The organism is Microvirga aerophila, assembly GCF_003332305.1.
GTDB lineage: Bacteria > Pseudomonadota > Alphaproteobacteria > Rhizobiales > Beijerinckiaceae > Microvirga > Microvirga aerophila.
This window is the reverse complement of record NZ_QOIO01000034.1, coordinates 45,263-64,124: the sequence shown is the minus strand read 5'-3', so window position 1 is coordinate 64,124 and position 18,862 is coordinate 45,263. Positions and strand designations below refer to the sequence as shown.

21 protein-coding genes are annotated in these 18,862 nt (G+C 65.0%); 7 read left to right on the top strand and 14 right to left on the bottom strand.

The annotated features are described in order from the left end of the window. Positions 1-174 precede the first annotated feature (174 nt). A complete protein-coding gene (locus DRB19_RS18600; protein WP_114187527.1) occupies positions 175-381 on the bottom strand; it encodes a DUF6894 family protein in 207 nt (68 codons plus the stop codon). A 311-nt stretch (positions 382-692) separates the two neighbouring features. On the opposite strand from DRB19_RS18600, the gene DRB19_RS18595 reads away from it, so the two are divergent. Continuing rightward, entirely contained in the window at positions 693-944 is a 252-nt protein-coding gene (locus DRB19_RS18595; protein ID WP_114187526.1) for a DNA-directed RNA polymerase subunit alpha C-terminal domain-containing protein, read from the top strand. 97 nt (positions 945-1,041) lie between these two features. Here DRB19_RS18595 and DRB19_RS18590 read toward each other — a convergent pair whose 3' ends face one another. Continuing rightward, positions 1,042-1,440, bottom strand: a complete 399-nt coding sequence (locus DRB19_RS18590; protein ID WP_245439646.1) for a Crp/Fnr family transcriptional regulator — start codon at positions 1,438-1,440, stop codon at positions 1,042-1,044. Between the two features lie 113 nt (positions 1,441-1,553). Here DRB19_RS18590 and DRB19_RS30035 point away from each other — a divergent pair, with 113 nt between their 5' ends. Beyond that, positions 1,554-1,814 (top strand): DUF6894 family protein, encoded by a 261-nt coding sequence (locus tag DRB19_RS30035; protein ID WP_162815751.1) that lies wholly within the window; start codon positions 1,554-1,556, stop codon positions 1,812-1,814. 141 nt (positions 1,815-1,955) lie between these two features. Further along, a complete protein-coding gene (locus DRB19_RS18580; protein ID WP_114187523.1) occupies positions 1,956-2,675 on the top strand; it encodes a Crp/Fnr family transcriptional regulator in 720 nt (239 codons plus the stop codon). Positions 2,676-2,697: 22 nt separating this feature from the next. Here DRB19_RS18580 and DRB19_RS18575 read toward each other — a convergent pair whose 3' ends face one another. The 4 genes from DRB19_RS18575 to DRB19_RS18560 form a co-directional block, all read right to left on the bottom strand. Beyond that, positions 2,698-3,024 (bottom strand): DUF1330 domain-containing protein, encoded by a 327-nt coding sequence (locus tag DRB19_RS18575; protein WP_114187522.1) that lies wholly within the window; start codon positions 3,022-3,024, stop codon positions 2,698-2,700. Between the two features lie 374 nt (positions 3,025-3,398). After that, entirely contained in the window at positions 3,399-4,694 is a 1,296-nt protein-coding gene (locus DRB19_RS18570; protein WP_114187530.1) for a L,D-transpeptidase family protein, read from the bottom strand. 146 nt (positions 4,695-4,840) lie between these two features. Next, on the bottom strand, positions 4,841-5,794 hold the full coding sequence (locus tag DRB19_RS18565; RefSeq protein WP_114187521.1) for an acetyl-CoA carboxylase carboxyltransferase subunit alpha: 954 nt from the start codon (positions 5,792-5,794) through the stop codon (positions 4,841-4,843). Positions 5,795-5,931: 137 nt separating this feature from the next. Next, positions 5,932-6,678, bottom strand: coding sequence for a class I SAM-dependent methyltransferase (locus tag DRB19_RS18560; protein WP_114187520.1), 747 nt, complete (start codon positions 6,676-6,678; stop codon positions 5,932-5,934). Positions 6,679-6,793: 115 nt separating this feature from the next. On the opposite strand from DRB19_RS18560, the gene gloB reads away from it, so the two are divergent. Both gloB and DRB19_RS18550 read left to right on the top strand, forming a co-directional pair. Next, complete coding sequence (gene gloB, locus DRB19_RS18555; RefSeq protein ID WP_114187519.1) at positions 6,794-7,561, top strand: hydroxyacylglutathione hydrolase; 768 nt, start codon at positions 6,794-6,796, stop codon at positions 7,559-7,561. Between the two features lie 35 nt (positions 7,562-7,596). Continuing rightward, complete coding sequence (locus DRB19_RS18550; protein ID WP_162815750.1) at positions 7,597-8,358, top strand: GNAT family N-acetyltransferase; 762 nt, start codon at positions 7,597-7,599, stop codon at positions 8,356-8,358. On the opposite strand, the gene yddG is transcribed toward DRB19_RS18550, so the two are convergent. The 3 genes from yddG to DRB19_RS18535 form a co-directional block, all read right to left on the bottom strand. Then, positions 8,330-9,205, bottom strand: coding sequence for an aromatic amino acid exporter YddG (gene yddG, locus DRB19_RS18545; protein ID WP_114187517.1), 876 nt, complete (start codon positions 9,203-9,205; stop codon positions 8,330-8,332). The genes DRB19_RS18550 and yddG overlap by 29 nt on opposite strands. Positions 9,206-9,373: 168 nt before the next feature. Next, positions 9,374-10,099, bottom strand: coding sequence for an acetoacetyl-CoA reductase (gene phbB, locus DRB19_RS18540; RefSeq protein WP_114187516.1), 726 nt, complete (start codon positions 10,097-10,099; stop codon positions 9,374-9,376). Between the two features lie 154 nt (positions 10,100-10,253). Beyond that, positions 10,254-11,432: an acetyl-CoA C-acetyltransferase gene (locus tag DRB19_RS18535; protein ID WP_114187515.1), complete on the bottom strand. Its 1,179-nt coding sequence runs from the start codon at positions 11,430-11,432 to the stop codon at positions 10,254-10,256. A gap of 256 nt (positions 11,433-11,688) precedes the next feature. On the opposite strand from DRB19_RS18535, the gene phaR reads away from it, so the two are divergent. Then, positions 11,689-12,264, top strand: coding sequence for a polyhydroxyalkanoate synthesis repressor PhaR (phaR, locus tag DRB19_RS18530; protein WP_114187514.1), 576 nt, complete (start codon positions 11,689-11,691; stop codon positions 12,262-12,264). Positions 12,265-12,270: 6 nt separating this feature from the next. Here phaR and DRB19_RS18525 read toward each other — a convergent pair whose 3' ends face one another. From DRB19_RS18525 to mtgA, 3 genes are all read right to left on the bottom strand, one after another. Further along, positions 12,271-13,902 (bottom strand): EAL domain-containing protein, encoded by a 1,632-nt coding sequence (locus DRB19_RS18525; protein WP_114187513.1) that lies wholly within the window; start codon positions 13,900-13,902, stop codon positions 12,271-12,273. 213 nt (positions 13,903-14,115) lie between these two features. Then, positions 14,116-14,301 (bottom strand): 50S ribosomal protein L32, encoded by a 186-nt coding sequence (gene rpmF, locus DRB19_RS18520; RefSeq protein ID WP_114187512.1) that lies wholly within the window; start codon positions 14,299-14,301, stop codon positions 14,116-14,118. 139 nt (positions 14,302-14,440) lie between these two features. Further along, a complete protein-coding gene (mtgA, locus tag DRB19_RS18515) occupies positions 14,441-15,229 on the bottom strand; it encodes a monofunctional biosynthetic peptidoglycan transglycosylase (protein WP_174799975.1) in 789 nt (262 codons plus the stop codon). A gap of 1 nt (position 15,230) precedes the next feature. Between mtgA and DRB19_RS18510 the strand changes: the two genes are divergently transcribed. Then, positions 15,231-16,157 carry a polyprenyl synthetase family protein gene (locus DRB19_RS18510; protein ID WP_114187510.1) on the top strand — a complete coding sequence of 309 codons (927 nt, stop codon included), beginning with the start codon at positions 15,231-15,233 and terminating at the stop codon, positions 16,155-16,157. An 8-nt stretch (positions 16,158-16,165) separates the two neighbouring features. On the opposite strand, the gene DRB19_RS18505 is transcribed toward DRB19_RS18510, so the two are convergent. Next, a complete protein-coding gene (locus DRB19_RS18505; protein ID WP_147021857.1) occupies positions 16,166-16,720 on the bottom strand; it encodes a GNAT family N-acetyltransferase in 555 nt (184 codons plus the stop codon). Between the two features lie 59 nt (positions 16,721-16,779). Next, positions 16,780-18,711 carry a potassium transporter Kup gene (locus DRB19_RS18500; RefSeq protein ID WP_114187508.1) on the bottom strand — a complete coding sequence of 644 codons (1,932 nt, stop codon included), beginning with the start codon at positions 18,709-18,711 and terminating at the stop codon, positions 16,780-16,782. Between the last annotated feature and the right edge of the window lie 151 nt (positions 18,712-18,862).

Below are 18,862 nucleotides of genomic sequence, written 5' to 3'. Positions count from 1 at the left end.
AGGCGGGAGCATGCGCATCTCTCAGTCGGCAACAGCCTGAACTCGGGGCCACCGATGGCTTCTATATGGGGCCGCAAGAGCCCGATTGCGAGCAGAGGCGGTACGGGCACGAGCGCGCAGGGCTGCTTGGCGCGGCGCTTGAGGCAATCCCCTGCCTGCCGTGTCTCGGGAGCATCATCGGCAACCGACGAACAGCACCCGGCCAAGGGCGTCCGTGATCACGAGGATGCGACCCGGCTGGATACGGTCTGTGAGGATGTCGGCCCAGAGCGCTGCGGCTCGATCGGCGTCAGGCATCAGCCCGAGGTCTGGCAGCTCAAGCCCGGCCCCATCCCACATCATGCAGTCGCCGATGCGCTGGTGAAAGAAGTAGCGTGGCATGCGACCTCCCCAGGGTTCAGGCCACGACCGTCAGCTGGTTTGATCAGGTTGGCTATGATGCAGATCAGTTTTTCAGGCTGTGGATTGCCGGCTACCGCGGGAATCTCCAGCCGCGCTTAATCTCGATCAATGCGGCCGACACAGAAGCGAATAGAACGAGAGCGGGTCGATCTTGGCCTGATGACTCTTCTGACCTTGCTCCCTCCTCAGCCGGATACTGAGGAGGGAGTTGGGACCTTTGTTATGATCGGGGCGAGCTGCCCAGGACGATCCGGCCCCAGCTCGACCCGTTCGCCCAGAAGGCAAGTCAGATGCCTCGTGATGAAGTCAAAGTGCCGGGTTTCATTGCGGATTTGTGTCTACCCGCACGGGCCTGGGAGGTCCTGCGGCGGGAGAACATCAAGACGCTGTCGCAGCTCCGGGCTGTGGCTGACCAGATTGAGCGGTTTGAGACCATCGGGCGCAAGACAGCCAAGGTGATCAGAGCTGAGCTCGCCCGCAAAACCTCTCCCGACAGGCAGCCCTCTGACGAAGGGCCGTTTCTGAGCCCTTGGGGCGCGTGACGCGCTATAATGCCGTTCATGGAACGAGATCAGGTCGCCCACGCCAAGAGCGTCATCAGGGTCATCGCTTTGGTTCCGGTGCCATCCTTGACCCCGGTCACAGGGCCGCTTTCCTGACCAGGTGCAGGTAGGCCGGATTGAACTCGCCCGCCCTCCGTAGCCCGTCCCAGTCCAGCACCTTCAGGAAGCCGCCATGCAGGATGATCAGGTTCTCGGCCCGCAGTTCCTGAAGCACCCGGTTGACGTGCACCGGCGTGAGCCCCAGCGCATCGCCCAGCTCCGCCCGGGTGACCGGCAGGTTGTAGGCCTGGTCTTCCACCAGATCGACAGCCCTCAACCGCACCAGCAGCTCGCACAGCAGGTGCGCGATCCGGCCGTGGGCCGAGCGCCGCCCTACGCCGATCAGCCACTGCCGGAACACCGCCGCATCGACGAGGGTGTCGCGCCAAAACAGGTCGCTCAGGCGGGGATGGCTGCTGATCAGGCGGGAGTGCACGTCACTCTCAGCCGTCAGCGCCTAAGGATCGGATGCTGACGATGCAAAAATTATCATAGGTTAATGGGTCGGTACCAAGGCGGAACATCGGATCGGCGGCGCGGTTGAACCGGATGCCCCGCTGTTACTTCGACGTCCGCGAGGGAGCGCGCTTCGCTTCCGATGAAGACGGCTTGGAACTCGACAGCCAAGATGCGGCTGAACACGAGGCTGCGTGCGCCGCAGCCGAAATCGGGCGAGACAAGTTGCCCGGCGGCGGCGGCCGTGAGGTTGTCGTGGAGGTCAGGAACGAACACCGCCAGCGGGTTCTCACCGTAACCGTATCAATGACAATCGACAGGGTGGCGCCTCCGCCCGCGCCACCGCGCGGGTGAAACTCGTGCCTTCGAAGCACCGGACGAGGCCGGACTCGTCTTCTCGATCACACATGCCTAAAATGGTGCCAATCGGGGTGCCTGAGCTGGTTGAGGGACCATGGCGCAGACTCCATCCCAAAACTAACAAAGGGCGCTACCGTGATTTCTCTCCTGATCCGTAAGCTCGAGTGGCGGGATATCATCTCGGACGAGGAGAAGCAGGCTCTCGAGGACGCCGCCGGACGGGTCTTTGAAGTCCAGGCGGACGATGACATGGTGCGCGACGGGGATCGTCCGAACAGCAGCACCCTTCTCCTTGAAGGGTTTGCAGCCCGTTACAAGCTCCTAAGCAACGGCAAGCGCCAGATCACCGCCATTCATGTCCCGGGCGATTTCATCGATCTCCACAGCTTTCTGCTGAAGACCATGGACCACAGCATCGTGGCCCTTACGCCTTGCAGGATCTGCTTGTTTCCCCACGATGGACTGCGCGACATCACCGGGAGGATGCCTCATTTGGGGCGCCTGTTGTGGTTGAACACCCTGATCGACGGCGCGATCCATCGGGAGTGGCTGGTGGCGATGGGACGGCGCCCGGCGCTCAGCCAGATCGCTCATTTGATCTGCGAGTTGTTTCTGCGGCTGCAGATCGTCGGGCTGACCGATGATTACAGCTTCCGGCTGCCCCTGACCCAGGCCGAGCTGGGCGACGCCCTCGGGCTCTCGACCGTTCACGTGAACCGGACCATCCAGGAGCTTCGGGCGAATGGATTGGTGGCGTGGCGCGGCGACATGATCCACATTGAGGATTGGCCGCGTCTGCAGCAATTCGCCGAGTTCGATCCGACCTTCCTGAACCTGGAAAACGAGCCGCGCTGACCGGACACGCCGTTTTGGCAGCCTAAGCGCCGCCCAGGATATCCGTGGCCCTGTGGTCGTCCGACACGCCGTCGACAAGGATCACTTCGCCGCTCGAATTGTTCGCGCGCAGGCGCAGGATGTCCCGATAGCCGGGAGAATCGTACCAGGCGCGGGCCTGGTCGCGGCCGGGGAACGCCAGGACGATCAAGTCGCCGGTCCATTGCCCCTCCAGCACCTGCGTGTCACCGCCATGGATCAGGAACCGGCCGCCGAAGGGCTCCAGCGTGGCGTCGATCCGCCGGAGATATTCGACGATCTCCGGCCCCATGGCGACGTTGCGCAAGTGGGCGACAGCATAGGCAGGCATGGCGTGCTCCTCTTTCTCAGGAAGAGCCGGATCGGCTCGACGACGCCACTGTGTCGCGCACGGAGAGGTAGGTCGATTACGTGCGGGGTAATGGGCGGAGCGCTTCTTCACCTCTCCCACCAGGAGAGGTGGTGCTGTAACAGCCTCGCGCTTCAACAATCGAGCATAGCGCTACGACCTGGCGACCTTCTGACCGTCCCTGCCACGGGACAGCCGTTGAGCCTGGACAATGAAAGCCTCACTTGGCTCGGCTCGGTTCCTTCCAACGTCCTCTGGCCGCGCCTATCGGGGCTTGCCGCTCTCGCGCAGCCACCCGACAAGAAAAAACCCGCCGGCGAGGCGGGTTTTTCCGAAGCTTGAAGTGAGACGCATGCTTACTGCATCACGGCTGCGACGTTCACCTTGGTGGAGGTCTGCGCGCGCTTCTGGCCCACGGGCTGCGGCTTGAGGGCCGGGCTAGTCGCTGTGGACGGAACCTGCGCCGTCTCGGCGACGGGCTCCGACTCGGGGGCCGTCGAGAACAGGTCGCCCACGCTGTTGAACATCTTCTTGTAGAAGGGCGTCTCCCCCGGAGCGGCCTCGGCCGATTGGACCGGGGCGGCTGCCAGGGCCGGAGCCGCGTTGGCGACCTTGGCCCTGGAGGCGATTACCGGAGTGGTGGCCGCGGGAGCCTGCCTCAGGGACGCGAAGGCGAGAGCCGTGGACGGAGCCTCGGGCTTCGTTGCGCCTGTATCGTCCAGCGCGATCTGCTGCGGACCGGACGAGATGCCCTCGGTGCGGCTCACGTAGCCGAGCTTGGTGTCGGATACGCCCGTCACGTTGGCGAGCGCCGTCCGGAAGGATTCGTGCGTGTCGCCGTCATGATAGACGAGCTTGATCGGCTTCTCGCCCTTGGCCACGAGCTCGGCGACCTCCTGCTCGTCCTTCTGCTGCTTCTGAGCCACCGCGGTCGCCACCGTCTCGTCGGCGTTGAACAGATAGCGCTTGTTGGCCACGGCCACGCGCAACTCGTCCTTGCTGACCTCGAAGGTGTCGGCGCCTTCCTTCAGGTTCTTCCAGAAGGCGATATTCGGGTCGAGGCGGTGCTTGGCCAGGTTCTCGGCCGTCATGCGGAACGGATAGGACTGGAACTGGAAGCCGCGCTGGCCGCTGGACAGGGCCTCGCGGGCGATCGAGTAGATCTCGGCGATGTTCTGGTCCGTCATGGCGAAGCAGCCCCGCGACGAGCACGAGCCATGCACCATGATGTCCCCGCCGGTGCGGCCGAACTGCTTGTCGTAGGCGTTCGGGTAGCCGGTGTCGAAGGACAGGTAGTAGGACGAATTCGGGTTCAGCTGCGCCGGGGTGACCGTGTAGAAGCCCTCGGGGACCTGCCGGTCGCCCTCGCGGGTCTTCGGGCCGAGCTGGCCGGACCAGCGGCAGATCGGGTAGGTCTTGAGGTGGGCGTAGCGTCCGTCGGAGCCGCGCTTCCAGACCTCGAGCTCGGATTCTTTCTTGTAGGCGCGGATCAGAATGGGATCGTTCTTCGACATCCCCTTCGTGGACATCAACGCCATGGTGGCCGGCGGAATCGGCGCTAGATGGCGCGTCGAGCTGCGCGAAAAGCCGTCATCCTGGCAGGCGGCGAGCGCGAGCGCCAGGCTCGCAGCCACTGCGAAACGCTTCATCATGGGGTCCCCGCATTCTTTGATGACCTGCTCGGACATTTTCGCCCGGGCAGTCCCCAGTACCCTTAGATCGTTAGCCTTAACTCCGTCTTACCGCAAGCGGAGCCGTAACGGAGTTATACTGAATAGCGGGTAAAAATCCTACTTTTTTAGAGTTTTCGGCCGATGTTAAGGAACTTTTCGGCCCGATGGTCACGCAATTCCGCCGGTCCCATGTTGCCGAGGTCGGTGAGGGCCTCCTCGATGGCGTTGCCGGCGGCCTCGATGGCGGCCTGCGGGTCCCGGTGCGCGCCGCCCATGGGTTCGGTCACGATGCCGTCGATGATGCCCAGCCGCAGGAGGTCCTGGGCGGTGATCTTCATGTTGGTGGCCGCGTCCTGCGCCTTGCCGGCATCGCGCCACAGGATCGAGGCCGCGCCCTCCGGCGAGATCACGCTGTAGATCGCATGCTCCAGCATCAGCACCTTGTTGGCGGTGGCGATCGCAATCGCGCCGCCCGATCCGCCTTCGCCGATCACCAGGGAGACATTGGGTACGCCGAGGGAGAGTTGCATCTCGGTGGAGCGGGCGATGGCCTCGGCCTGGCCGCGCTCCTCCGCCTCGATGCCCGGATAGGCGCCGGCGGTGTCCACGAACGAGAGCACAGGCAGCTCGAACCGGTCCGCCAGCTCCATCAGGCGCACGGCCTTGCGGTAGCCTTCCGGACGGGCCATGCCGAAGTTGTGCCGGATGCGGGTCTCGGTGTTGTGGCCCTTCTCCTGGCCCATCACGCAGACCGCCTGTCCCCGGAAGCGCCCGAAGCCGCCCACGATGGCCTCGTCCTCGGCGAACTTGCGGTCGCCCGCGAGCGGCGTGAAGTCGGTGATGAGGCCGGCGCAGTAATCGACGAAGTGGGGGCGCTGCGGATGGCGGGCCACCAGGGTCTTCTGCCAGGGGGTGAGCTTGCCGTAGAGATCCCGCAGGGCATCCGACGCCTTGGCCTCGAGCCGGCTGATATCGTCGGTGATCGAGACGGCGTCCCGGTTCTCGCCGATGGCCTTCAGCTCTTCGACCTTGGCTTCCAGTTCGGCGACGGGTTTTTCGAAATCGAGGTAACTGCGCATCAGATTCTATGAAATGAAAAACCGGCGGCCGCCTGTAAGGGCCCCGCCGGACCGGGCCGGACACTGGCGATTTGAAGGCTTCAAGTCAAGTTGAGGCCTATGGTTCCATCGGAAACAGGCCTGGAAAGGCCCGGCGATCACCGGACGTCCGCCACCCGGGAGGCCGGAGCCGGGGCGAAGACCGGGGCGAGGCGGCGTCGCGAACGGCGGACCGCCTGCACGGCGCCGGGCATGTAGAGCTGCTTGGTGGCCTCCACGATATGCACCCCTGCGCCCGGCAGCGAGAAGGTGAGTCCGACCTGCTCCCAGGCCTGGGCGGTACGGAGCATGAAGCGGTTGCGTAAGGGGGGCACGTAGAGGGTCTCGGCCCAGGCCTCGGGCGAGAACCAGGTTTGGCGCATGAGGCTCTTGAGCTGCGAGCGGCTGTAGGGCTGGCCATATCCGAAAGGCGTCGTGTCCATGCGGGCCCACAGGCCGCGCCGGTTGGGAGCCACGACGATGATCCGCCCGCCCGGCGTGAGAATCCGCCAGATCTCGTGCAGAAGCTCGCTCGGGCTTTCCACGGTCTCGAGCGCATGCACCACGAGGACCCGGTCGATGGAAGCGTCCGGCAAGGGCATCATGAGCGGATCGACAAGGGCGGACGCGGACACTCCGGTGCTGGGCCAGTTCACCACGCCCTGGCTGGCCGGCATGAAAGCGAGCGCCCGTTCGCTCTCGGACCGGGCCTTGCCGAGATACGGGCATGCATAGCCGAGGCCGAGGACGCGCAGGCCCGTCAGCGGTCCCCAGAAGCGGCCGACCGCCTGCCCGACGAAGCGCCGGGTGACCCCTCCAAGGGGGCTGGCGTAGAAGCTGCGCAGGTCGGTGATGTCGATGCTCATGCGCTGTTAGCCTAAATCGTCCGGCCCGTTCGCCCGCAATGCTTGAGATCAAGGTCTGGTTTCATGGCCGGACTGTTCCATGATAGCTGATGACGCATCAAGCCAAGGTTCCGCCATGCCCGCTCAAATCCACGTCTTTCGCTGTCTTCAGGACAATATCGGGGCTCTGGTGCACGATCCCAATACGGGGGCCTGCGCGGCTATCGACGCGCCGGAGGAGGGGCCGATCCTGGCGGCGCTGGCGGAAACCGGCTGGCGGCTTTCCGACATTCTGGTCACCCATCGCCATTCCGACCATGTACAGGCCATCGATCCGCTGAAGCGCCGCACAGGATGCCGGGTGGTCGCGCCCCTGAAGGCGCGGGAGCAGGTGCCCCATGCGGACGCCTATGTGCGGGAGGGCGACACGGTGCATGTGGGAAGCCTTCAGGCGCATGTGTGGGAGACGCCCGGGCATTGCGCCGATCACGTGTCCTACTGGTTTGCGGCGGACCGCGATCTTTTCGCCGGCGACACTCTCTTCACCCTTGGATGCGGACGGGTGCTGGAAGGAAGCTACGGGGATCTTTGGTCGTCCCTGCAGCGGCTGGCGGCCCTGCCCGAGGAGGCGCGAGTCTTCTGCGGCCATGACTACACGCTATCCAACGCCCGCTTCGCCCTGGCGGTCGATCCCGACAACGAGGCCCTGAAGGCGCGAGCCGCGGAGGCCGAGGAGGCCAAGGCGCAAGGGCGCTTCCTGGTGCCCACGACCATCGGCCAGGAGAAGGCCGCCAATCCGTTTCTGCGGGCGGGCGAACCGTCATTGGCAAAGGCCGTTCACAAGGAGGGAGCGAAACCCGTGGAGGTTTTCCAGGCCCTGCGTGAATGGAAGAACAGGTTTTGAAGCCCGCAGCGGCCGGTCAGGAGTATAAGGAGCCTATGGACGATCACAGACTCATCCTCGGGCTCGAGAGCCGCCTCATGAACGCCTGGCCGTCATTCGACTACCAGGCTTATGACGGCTGGATCCTGCGGCTTGCCGGCGGCTACACCAAGCGGGCCAATTCGGCGACGCCCCTTCTTCCGGCAGCAGCCCTCGACGAGGCTCTGATCGACCACATGGTCTCGCGATTCGTCGAGGCGAATGTCCGGCCGACCTTTCGGCTGAATGGATTGCAGGCGTCAGACGTGGACGCGATGCTGGATTCGCGCGGCTTCCAGGAGATCGAGCCCACCCTGGTGCTCGCGGGCCCTGTCGATGGAGATTGCGTGGCCGATCCCGAGGTCAAGCTCCAGTCGGAGGTTTCCAAGCAATGGGTCCGAGAGGCTGCGGGGTCCTATGGCGGCGACAAGGCCGACGACGCGACCCTGATGAAGATCGTCTCGCGGATCCACCAGAAGGCGGCTTTTGCGACGCTGCATCTCGACGACAAGCCGGTGGCCTGGGGCCTCGGGGTCATCGAGCGGGGCTATGTGGGCCTCTACGACATCGTCGTCGCGCCGGACCTGCGCGGAATCGGGTTGGGCCGCCGGGTGGTGACGAGCCTCATGAGCTGGGGCTGCCAGGAGGGCGCCCACACGGCCTATCTCCAGGTGCGCGAGGAAAACGAGATCGCCATCTCGCTTTATGGCGCGCTCGGGTTCCAGCCCGCCTACCGCTACACCCACCGGGTCATGCCGGCGCCTTCTTCCGCCCCATGAGCGTCGCCACCAGGGCGCCGAGCACGATCAGCCCGCATGAGAGGGCGAGGGTCAGGGTCGGCTCGGCGTAGCCTGCGAGAACCAGCACGAGGGTCGACAGGACGGGCGTCGCATAGGACGCCACGCCCAGCAGCCGAATGTCGCCGCGCTTCATCCCGATGTCCCACACATAGAAGGCCGCGCCCACCGGGCCGATCCCGAGCGCCAGAAGCGCCAGCCATTGCAGCTGGGTCTCCGGCCACACCGTGGTCTCGAAGGCCAGGTGGCACACGAGACTCAAGAAAGCGGTTACGAGGCAAAAGCCCGCCACCGCGTCCGTCGGCACCTCGCCGAAGCGCCGCGACAGCACCGAGTAGCCCGCCCAGACGAAGGCCGCGATGAAGGCGCAGAGATAGCCCGGCATGTATTCGGCCCTTGCGTCGAACGATCCGCGACCGGCGATGAGCAACGCCACGCCCGCAAAGCCGAGAAGCGCGCCGATCATGTGAGCGCGCCTCAAATGCTCGCCGGGCAGAAGCGACGAGAACAGCACGATCAGGAGCGGCCAGAGGTAGTTGATCAGCCCCGATTCGGCGGGTGGCGCCATGCGCAGGGCCGCGAAATAAAGCGCGTGGTAGCCGAACAGGCCGCCAAGCCCCAGCGCCCACACGACGGGCTTCTGACGCAGGGTCCGGATGCCTTGAGGACGCGCGATCCAGCTCGTGATGCCCACGAGCCCGCCGATCAGGAACGTCATGGCGGCAAGCTGAAACGGTGGGATTTTGCCCGTGGCGGCGGTCAACAGGGCCAGCAGGGACCAGAAGAGAACGGCCGTGAAGCCGATGGTGGTGGCGGTGCGCGTGGTCATGGGCACCGCCACTAAAGCATCGGGCGAGAAATGTGGAATCCCTTTTGGCCGAAACGTCATCCCGGGCGAAGCGCAGCGAAGATCCTGTGTCGGCCGATGAACGGAACTCTATTCTGCACGGGATCCCGGATCGCGGCTTTCGCCGCGTCCGGGATGACGCTCAATCGGTTACGCCATGTACTGGCCGCCATTCACCGACAGGGTCGAGCCGGTGATGAAGCCCGCATCGTCGCCCGCCAGGAAGAGCACGCTGCGGGCGATCTCTTCGGCCTCGCCGAGACGGCCCACCGGAATGAGCGGCAGGATCTTGGATTTCAGCACCTCCTCCGGCACGGCGCGCACCATCTCGGTTCCGATGTAGCCCGGCGCGATCACGTTGACGGTGACGCCCTTGTTGGCGTTCTCCTGCGCGAGCGCCTTGGCGAAACCGATCACGCCGGCCTTGGCGGCGGAGTAGTTCGCTTGTCCCATCTGGCCCTTCTGACCGTTGATGGACGAGATGATGATGATGCGGCCGAAGTTGCGCGAGCGCATGCCGTCGATCACCGGCCTGGTGCAGGTGAACATGGAATCGAGATTGGTGCGGATAACGGCCGACCATTGGTCGAAGGTCATCTTGTGAAACATGCCGTCGCGGGTGATGCCGGCGTTGTTGACCAGGATCTCCACGGGACCGTGCTCCGATTCGATCGCCCGAATGCCGGCCTCGCAGCCAGCAGGATCCGATACGTCGAATTTGTAGACCGGGATGCCCGTCTCGTCCTTGAACTTGTTCGCGGCCTCGTCGTTGCCACCGTAGTTCGCCGCAACCTTGTAGCCGGCCCGCATCAGGGCGATTGAGATCGCCTCTCCGATGCCTCGGGTTCCGCCGGTGACCAATGCAACGCGCGCCATGTTTGTCTCCTTCCCAGAGCCGTTCTCAAGCGGGTCTCTGTCGGACCCATCATGTGATTGAGGCGGCCCGAAAATCGGACCGCCTCGAATCATAGCTTACGACCGCTCGTGGAGCCTAGCTCCGGCGCGATGCTTTTCTGGATAATCTCGCGGCTCATCGCTCGAGGCACATGGCGATGCCCATGCCGCCGCCGATGCAGAGCGTTGCGAGACCCTTCTTGGCGTCGCGGCGCGCCATCTCGTGCAGCAGGGTGACGAGGACACGCCCGCCGGACGCCCCGATGGGATGCCCGATGGCGATCGCGCCGCCATTGACGTTCACGATCGACGGATCCCAGCCCATGTCCTTGTTGACCGCGAGCGCCTGAGCCGCGAAGGCCTCGTTGGCCTCGACGAGGTCGAGGTCCTGGACCTTCCAGCCGGCTTTCTCGAGCGCCTTGCGGGAAGACGGGATGGGGCCGGTGCCCATGATGGCCGGATCAACGCCGGCGGTCGCCCAGGAGGCGATGCGGGCGAGAGGCGTCAGGCCGCGCTTCTGGGCCTCGGCTTCCGTCATCAGCACGATGGCGGCCGCGCCGTCATTGATGCCCGAGGCATTGCCGGCCGTGACGGTGCCTTCCTTCGAGAAGGCGGGCCGCAGCTTGGCAACCGCGTCGATGGTGGTGCCGGCGCGGATGTATTCGTCCTGGTCCACCACGGTGTCGCCCTTGCGGGTGGAGATCGTCACCGGCGCGATCTCGTCCTTGAAGCGGCCCTCCTTCTGGGCGGCCTCGGCCTTGTTCTGGGACGCAACGGCGAACTGGTCCTGCTCCTCGCGGGTGAGCTGCCAGCGCTGGGCCACGTTCTCGGCGGTGGTGCCCATATGGTAGCCATGGAAGGCGTCCATCAGGCCGTCCTTGAGCATGGTGTCGACGAGCTTGAAGTCGCCCATCTTGGTGCCGCTGCGCATATAGGCGGCGTGGGGCGCCTGGGACATGGATTCCTGGCCGCCCGCCACGATGATGTTGGCGTCGCCATTGGCGATCTGCTGCATGCCGATGGCGACGGTGCGCAGGCCCGATCCGCAGAGCTGGTTGAGGCCCCAGGCGGTCTTCTCGTGCGGAATGCCCGCCGCCATGGCGGCCTGCCGGGCGGGGTTCTGGCCTTGAGCCGCCGTGAGGATCTGGCCCAGGATCACCTCGTCCACTTCCGAACCGTCCACCTTGGCGCGCGCGAGCGCTTCCTTGATGGCGACGGCGCCCAGATCGTGCGCGGTGGTGTTGGCGAAGGCGCCATTGAACGAACCGACGGCGGTGCGCGCCGCTCCGACGATGACGATGCTGTCTTGGGCCATGCGTGTCTCCTCTTCTGGCGTTGCCGAACGCTGCGGCAGCCCTGTTGATGAGTTGATCAAAGCTTGCGCCGGCGGGAAGTCAAGCGCTCGATGGCGTGGCTCGCCAACCCCTCGAGAGACGCCTTAGACTTTTGACGCTTTGATCAGTCGATCAAACGACTATAATCAAATTAGGGCGGATGAAACCTGAGACGACGGGATCGAGCCACGCCGCCCTTTCGACCATTTCGGCTCGACGGGAACGTATTGGAACCACATGGCGACGGACAAACAACCGACGGTCATCAAGAAATATGCCAATCGTCGCCTCTATCATACGGGCACGTCCACCTACGTGACCCTGGAGGACCTCGCCGGAATGGTGCGCAAGGGCGAGGACTTCATCGTCAACGACGCAAAGTCCGGCGACGACATCACCCGCTCCGTGCTCACGCAGATCATCTTCGAGCAGGAAAACAAGGAGGGGCAGAACCTCCTTCCGGTGACGGTCCTGCGCCAGCTGATCCGCTTCTACGGCGACAGCCTTCAGGCCCTGGTGCCGAGCTACCTTGAGTTCTCCATGAACAACCTGTCCCAGGAGCAGCAGAAGCTCAGGGACCAGATGACCCAGGCCTTCGGCCCCTCGGCCTTCCAGGCCATGGAGGAGCAGGTGCGCAAGAACATGAGCTTCTTCACGGATGCCATGCGCATGTTCGCGCCCTTCGCCAAGACGCCGGGCGGCGCACTCGAGACAAAATCCGAGCAGCCGGCGGAGGGTGCGGGCGATCTCGAGACCCTGAAACGCCAGATGGCCGACATGCAGGCCAAGCTCGACAAGCTCGCCCGCAAGTGACGCCCCTCAGGCGCGCTTGAGCCGCCGCAGGATCGATTGCGGCTCCACCATTGCCTCGGCTGCGCCGAAAAGGTCGCCGTGCATGTAGTCGACGCCCCAGGCCGTGAGCCAATCGGCGGTCGTCGCGTCGTCCACCCATTCGGCCATGGTGGCGATGCCCAGATGGTGCGCCATGTCGCTCAAGGTGCGGACGAAGAGACGGTCGGCCGTCGAGCGCTTGAGGGACTGGATGAACACGCCGTCGATCGTCGCGAGATCGATTGGCAGGGCCTGCAGGGCGGTCTGAGAGGCATGGCCCGTTCCGAAACCCGTCACGCCGATGTTCAGGCCGAGGGCCTTCATGGCGTCCAGGCGGCCCTTGGCGGCTTCCGTGTCGAGCAGGACCGTTTCCGGAACCTGCACGATAAAGCGCGATGCGATGCCGGGTCGGGCTCCGAGGTGGGCTGCAAGCATCGGAAGCCACTCTCGATCCTGAAGGGTCGCGGGCGCAATGGGAAGGACGAGGCGGTCCTCGGGGTTCTGGACGAGGTGATCCGCCGCCAGCCCCAGCATGCGCCCGTCCACCAGGAGGGACAGATTGGCCTGATCCAACGCCGGAAGGTTGCCGAGCGGCGTCGCCCCTCCGTTGCGGCCAACCACGCCGGCGTAGCCCTGCACCAGGGCCGGGCGGCGCGACGATCCATCCACGACCGGCCGGAGGATCAGGGTCAGGCGGCGGTCGTTCAAGGCTCCCACGAGATCGTAGGGCGCGTGCCCACTCGGTTGCGCCGGGGCATTGTGACGAATTTTGTGCAGCACGGCGGTCTCGGACCGCTTGCTTGCAGTCGCGAGCGCTCCTTCCGCGAACCGAAGAAGCTTGGCCGCCTCGAAGGTGTGGTCGGGCGAGCAGGCGGCTCCGAGATGCAGCGAACCGTCCGGGCACAGGTCCTGCAACAGGGCGGCCACCCGTCTCATGGCGTTCGTCGCTTCCTTGGCCGGACAGGAGGCAAGGATCAGGGCAAAGCGGTTTGGTCCAAGGGCGGCGATGTGGTCGCCCCGGCGCATGATCGGCCGGAGCCCTCGGGTTGTCTCCCCCAGGGTGACCTCGTCACCCTCGCAGGCGCCGAGGATGAGGGTGCAGGTATGGGAGAAGCGCACGGCCTCGTCGATGTCGTCCTGGATGCGGCGAAGCAGGGCGGAGCGGTCCTTCACGGCGGCCGGCAGGAGATCCGGCGCGCTTGCCCCCGCGTCGACCCGCAGGAGCCCACGGACAAGGCCCGGCTTCCCCTCCGGATCCGGCAGACAGCGCCCGGCGTCCTGAACCATGACGACCTTGTAGGCCCCGAAACGCAGGGCATACCGCGTGTCGTAAGCCTGGCATCGGCCATCAGCCGCCAAGGCCGCGTCGCGGCTCATGCCGCTGGATGGCTCCACCATCTGGGAAAAGGCTTGGCCTGTTCGGGGAAGAGCGTCGGGCGCAAGGCCCAGCGCTTCGGATGCGTTAGGCCCCCAGGCGAGGGCGTCGGTTTGCCTGTCCCACGCATAGGTCACGCCCTCGAGGGTCGCCAGGGCGGCCTGCGGTCCGGTGGGGGTGTGCTTGCGCGAAGCCCGGGATGCGCTCTTGAAAATTCCCGCCCGGCCCGGCCGCTTCGTCGCCATCACTCACACCCTCGGACACACGATCACCCAGGGCAGCGCGGCGGCGCTGGAACGCTCATGACCGTCGGCATGCCCTGAAACAAGGAAACAGGATCAGGCCTCAGGCTTAATGATCTCTAAAAAGCTCTCGAGAAAGTCAGGCTTTTGCACACGCGCGGGCATAAAAAAACCGGCGCTTGGGGCGCCGGTCCTCATTGTCGCATGTCGCGTTTTTTACGCGTCCGACTTCACCGTCAGAACCTGACGGCCACGGTACATGCCGGACTTCAGGTCGATGTGGTGAGGGCGGCGCAGCTCGCCGGAATCCTTGTCCTCGATGTAGGTCGGGGCCTTCAAGGCATCGGCGGAGCGACGCATGCCGCGCCGCGAAGGCGACGTTTTTCTCTTTGGAACGGCCATTTTCTTCGTCTCCGGTCAATAGCGGAGCGTCCGCTCGAACCGGGAACGCTCACATCTGAATCTTGATGAGGTTGCGCCTCATACAGGGTATTTGGGGAAATATCTAGCCCCAATATACCACGAACCCGGGCCCGCATCCCTAGCCTTTAAGGCATTCGCTGAAGGGGGCCGCCACCTCCATGCGCGCGAGCAGCCGTCCGGCCAAGGCCTGATGACGGCGGGTCGGCCGCGCCGGGTTTCGCACGAGGGGGTTGGGCAGGGCGGTGGCCAGGAGGGCGGCCTCCCGGCGGGTCAGGGCCTTGGCGGGTTTGCGGAAATAGCGCTGGGCTGCCGCCTCCGCGCCGAAGACGCCTTCGCCCCATTCGGCGATGTTGAGATAGTTCTCCATCATGCGGCGCTTCGACCAGATCAGGTCGAGGTAAAGCGCTACCGGAAGCTCAAGGCCTTTGCGCACATAGGATCGGCTCGGCCACAGGAAGAGGTTCTTGGCGGTTTGCATGGGAATGGTCGAGGCGCCCCGGGACGGACCGTCCTCGTCGGCGGCTTCGACCACGTCCCGCAGGACCTCCCAATCCACACCCCCGTGCTGGCAGAACCGGCTGTCCTCCGAGGTCATCACCGCAAGCGGCAGATGAGGGGATATTTCTTCCAGGCTGACATAATCACGCTCGACGGGCTGCAGAATCATCCACCGGCCGAGCATGAGCGTGGAGACCGGGGGCACGACCCAGTACATGAGGCCTAGCCAAAAGACCGCGCCGACCCATAAGAGTACGAGCCCCAGGCCGATCTGAACGAAGCGGCGAAGGAGGCGCGAAGCCGTCAGCGGCGTCCGCGAGCCTTCCGAGCGCAATGTCCATCCCGGCCTGGATTTTTCACCAGCGTTCTCACCGGACGGGGCCGCCGCACCGTCCGAATCCAGGCCCATCATGACGCCATCCACCAACACTTTCACGGAGCGGCTCAACCGGGCCGCAGGGATCGTCGAAGCAAGTCTCCAGGCCTTGCTATCAGACAAACCGGGTCCCGGCGAGATTGCACGGCCCGACCGTCTGATGGCCGCCATGCGGCATGGGGCCTTGGGAGGCGGCAAGCGCCTGCGGCCCTTCCTGACCATCGAGACCGCCCGCCTACTGGGGCAGGAAGGTGAGGGGCCCCTGCGGGCGGGCTGCGCGGTCGAGCTTCTGCACTGCTACTCCCTGGTCCATGACGACCTCCCGTCCATGGACGACGACGACCTGCGCCGGGGCCGCCCGACCGTGCACAAGGCTTTCGACGAGGCGACGGCTATTCTCGTGGGTGACGCCCTTCAGACCCTTGCCTTCGAGGTTCTGGCGGATCCGGCCACCGACAGGGATCCGGCCATCCGGTCCGACCTGGTCCTGGGGCTCGCGCGCGCGTCCGGTCCCGGCGGCATGGTGGGCGGGCAACTACTCGATCTTGCGGCGGAGGGACGCTATGGAGCGGCCGAACTGTCGGAGATCGACGTGCGCCAGCTTCAGATGATGAAGACAGGCGCCATCCTGACCTTCTCGGTCGAGGCCGGAGCGATCCTCGGCCGGGCGGATCCGGCGGCGCGTGAGAACCTGGTGAATTACGGCCGCGCCCTCGGCGCCGCCTTCCAGGTGGCCGACGACATTCTGGATCGGGAATCCTCTTCCGAGGCTTTGGGCAAGCGGACCGGCAAGGACCTCGAGAAGGGCAAGGCTACCCTCGTGGATCTCTTGGGGCTGGAGGGAGCACGGCGCGAATGCGAACTCCTCGTGGAGAGCGCGCACGTATCCCTGGAGGGGTTCGGCCCGGAGGCCGATACCCTGCGCGAGGCCGTGCGCTTCGTAGTGGAGCGGCAGGTTTGAGGTCGTGATCAGATCTCGGGCGTCGGTACCCAATAGCAGAGCTTCACGTGGCCCGGGCGGCGGTCGTGGGAGACCGTTCCCGCAGGCGTTCCTCCATTGGCCAGGATGACCTTTCGGGACGCCTCATTGTCGTCGTCGCAGGTGACCAGCACCCGGGAGAAGCCTTCCTGGCGGGCGACGGGCAGGATCTGCCGCAGCGCCTGCGTGGCGTAGCCCCGGCGCTGCTTCCACGGCACGATGGTGTAGCCGATATGGCCGTAGGCCGTGCGCGGCAGCTCCTCCGTCCCACGCTGAAACCGGAAGCCGATGCGGCCGCAGAACTCCCCGTCGCTGATCCAGAAATCGTGCGCCGGCAGGCGCGGGACATCCCGGCCGTCGGGCAGGCGGATCATAAGGCTGTGATAGAGATTGTGCAGGAAGCGTTCGGGGTTTCGCCGAAGCTGCTGCAGTTGTTCGCGGCTGACATCCTGATCGGTGTTGGGCGACCAGCCCCGGGCGAGGGCCTGCTCGTAGGCAGGCAGCCAATCGAGGCTGGGGCGGATGAGGGCGATCGTCTGACTCATGACGGCCAAAGAGTGGCACCGGGCCGCCCCGACGGCAACGGCCTTACGCGCCTGCCGTCTTAAACGGTCACTTGCGTGCCGACCTCGACCACACGCCCGGTGGGGATCTGGAAGAAGTCCGTGGCGTCGCTGGCCGACTTCGCGAGGCTGATGAACAGCTTGTCCTGCCAGAGGGGCATGCCCGAATGGGCCGCCGGACGGATGGAGCGTCGCGACAGGAAGAACGACGTGGCCATGATGTCGAACTTGAAGCCCTGCTTGCGCAGGATCGCGAGACCGCGCGGAATGTTGGGCGTTTCCATGTAGCCGTAGCTCAGCCGGATCCGCCAGAACGAGTCGCCCACATCCTCGATGCTCACCCGGTCCTCGTCCTCCACGCGCGGAACATCTTCGCTGCACACGGTCAGGATCACGTTCTTCTCGTGCAGCACCTTGTTGTGCTTGAGGTTGTGGAGAAGAGCAGCCGGAGCCGTATCGGGATCGCTGGTGAGAAACACGGCGGTTCCCTTCACCCGGTGCGGCGGGCTTTTCTCGAGCATCCTGACCAGTTCGAGGAAGGGTACGTCGATCTTGCGAGTCTTCTCGAACAGGATGTTGGTTCCCTTCACCCAGGTCCACATCATGGTGATGAGAACCGACGCGAGGATGACCGGCACGTAGCCGCCGGTGAACAGCTTGAGGAGATTCGCGCCGAAGAACGCGAGGTCGATGAACAGGAACGGAAGCATGAGCGCGAGCGCCGCGCCCAAGGACCAGCGCCAGCCCTTCCAGATCACCATGATGGCCAGGATCGCGTCCACCGACATGGCGCCGAAAACCGAGACGCCGTAGGCGTGGGACAGGTTGCTCGAAGATCCGAAGATCAGCACGAGCACGATGACGCCGAAGAGCAGGAACATGTTCACCTTGGGCAGGTAGATCTGCCCCTGGTGGGTCTCCGAGGTGAAGCGGATCTCCAGACGCGGCAGGATGCCGAGCTGGACGGCCTGCCGGGTGAGGGAGAATGCGCCTGTGATCACCGCCTGGCTTGCGATGATGGTGGCCAGCGTCGCCAGGATGATCATGGGCACCAGCGCCCAGTCGGGCACGAGGCGGAACAGGGGCGATTCGGCCGTTTCGGGATGGGCAAGCACGAGTGCACCCTGGCCGAAATAGTTGATCACGAGGGCCGGAAAGACGAGGTAGAGCCAGGCGCTGCGGATCGGCTTGGCGCCGAAATGCCCGAGGTCCGCATAAAGCGCCTCGGCGCCGGTGACGGCGAGACAGACCGCTCCAAGGACCGCAAGCGATACGGTGGGATGATTAAAGAAGAACAGGATGCTGTGGAGCGGGTTGATCGCCGTCAGCACGGTCGGATCGTCCGCAATGTGAAGCGCTCCGGCGAGGGCCAGGGCCGCGAACCACACCAGCATAACGGGTCCGAAGAAGGCCGCGACCCGCCCTGTGCCTCGGCTCTGGACAAGAAACAGCGCTGTCAGGATCGCCAGGGTAATAGGCACCACATAGTCTTCGAGGGTCGGCGCGACGAGTTTCAAACCTTCCACGGCCGACAGGACCGAAATGGCCGGGGTGAGAACCGCATCGCCGTAAAAGAGACCCGCGCCGACGATGCCCAGGACAAGGACAAAGCCCCGCCGGTGCCCGATCGCGCGCTGCGCCAAGGCCACGAGGGTGAGCGTTCCGCCTTCTCCCTTGTTGTCCGCCCGCAGGAGGATGAAGACGTATTTGGCCGTCACCACCAAGACGAGCGACCACAGGATCAGCGACAGAACGCCCAGGATGATGTCCCGGGTGACGGGACCGCCGCCGGCGGCCGCGGCCATGGATTCCTTGAAGGCGTAGAGAGGGCTCGTGCCGATGTCCCCGAAGACCACGCCGATGGCGCCGAGCACGAGGGTCCCGAAGCCCGCATGAGTATGGCTTTCCGGTAAGGTGGCCTCCGGAGCCACGGAATCGGCGTGACCAGGGGCGACGGCGTGTTGATCTGCCATTGTGATTTTCTTTGCGGATGTTTCCGCGGACGGCCCTTGTTCAACTGCGTTGCGAGGCGACGAAGGGCGGCCCCCTCCTCGTGAGACGCGGCGGCCGTCGGTGCTGGCGCGGCGGGCTCTCTAGCACATCGCGCTCAAGCTTAAAACGGAA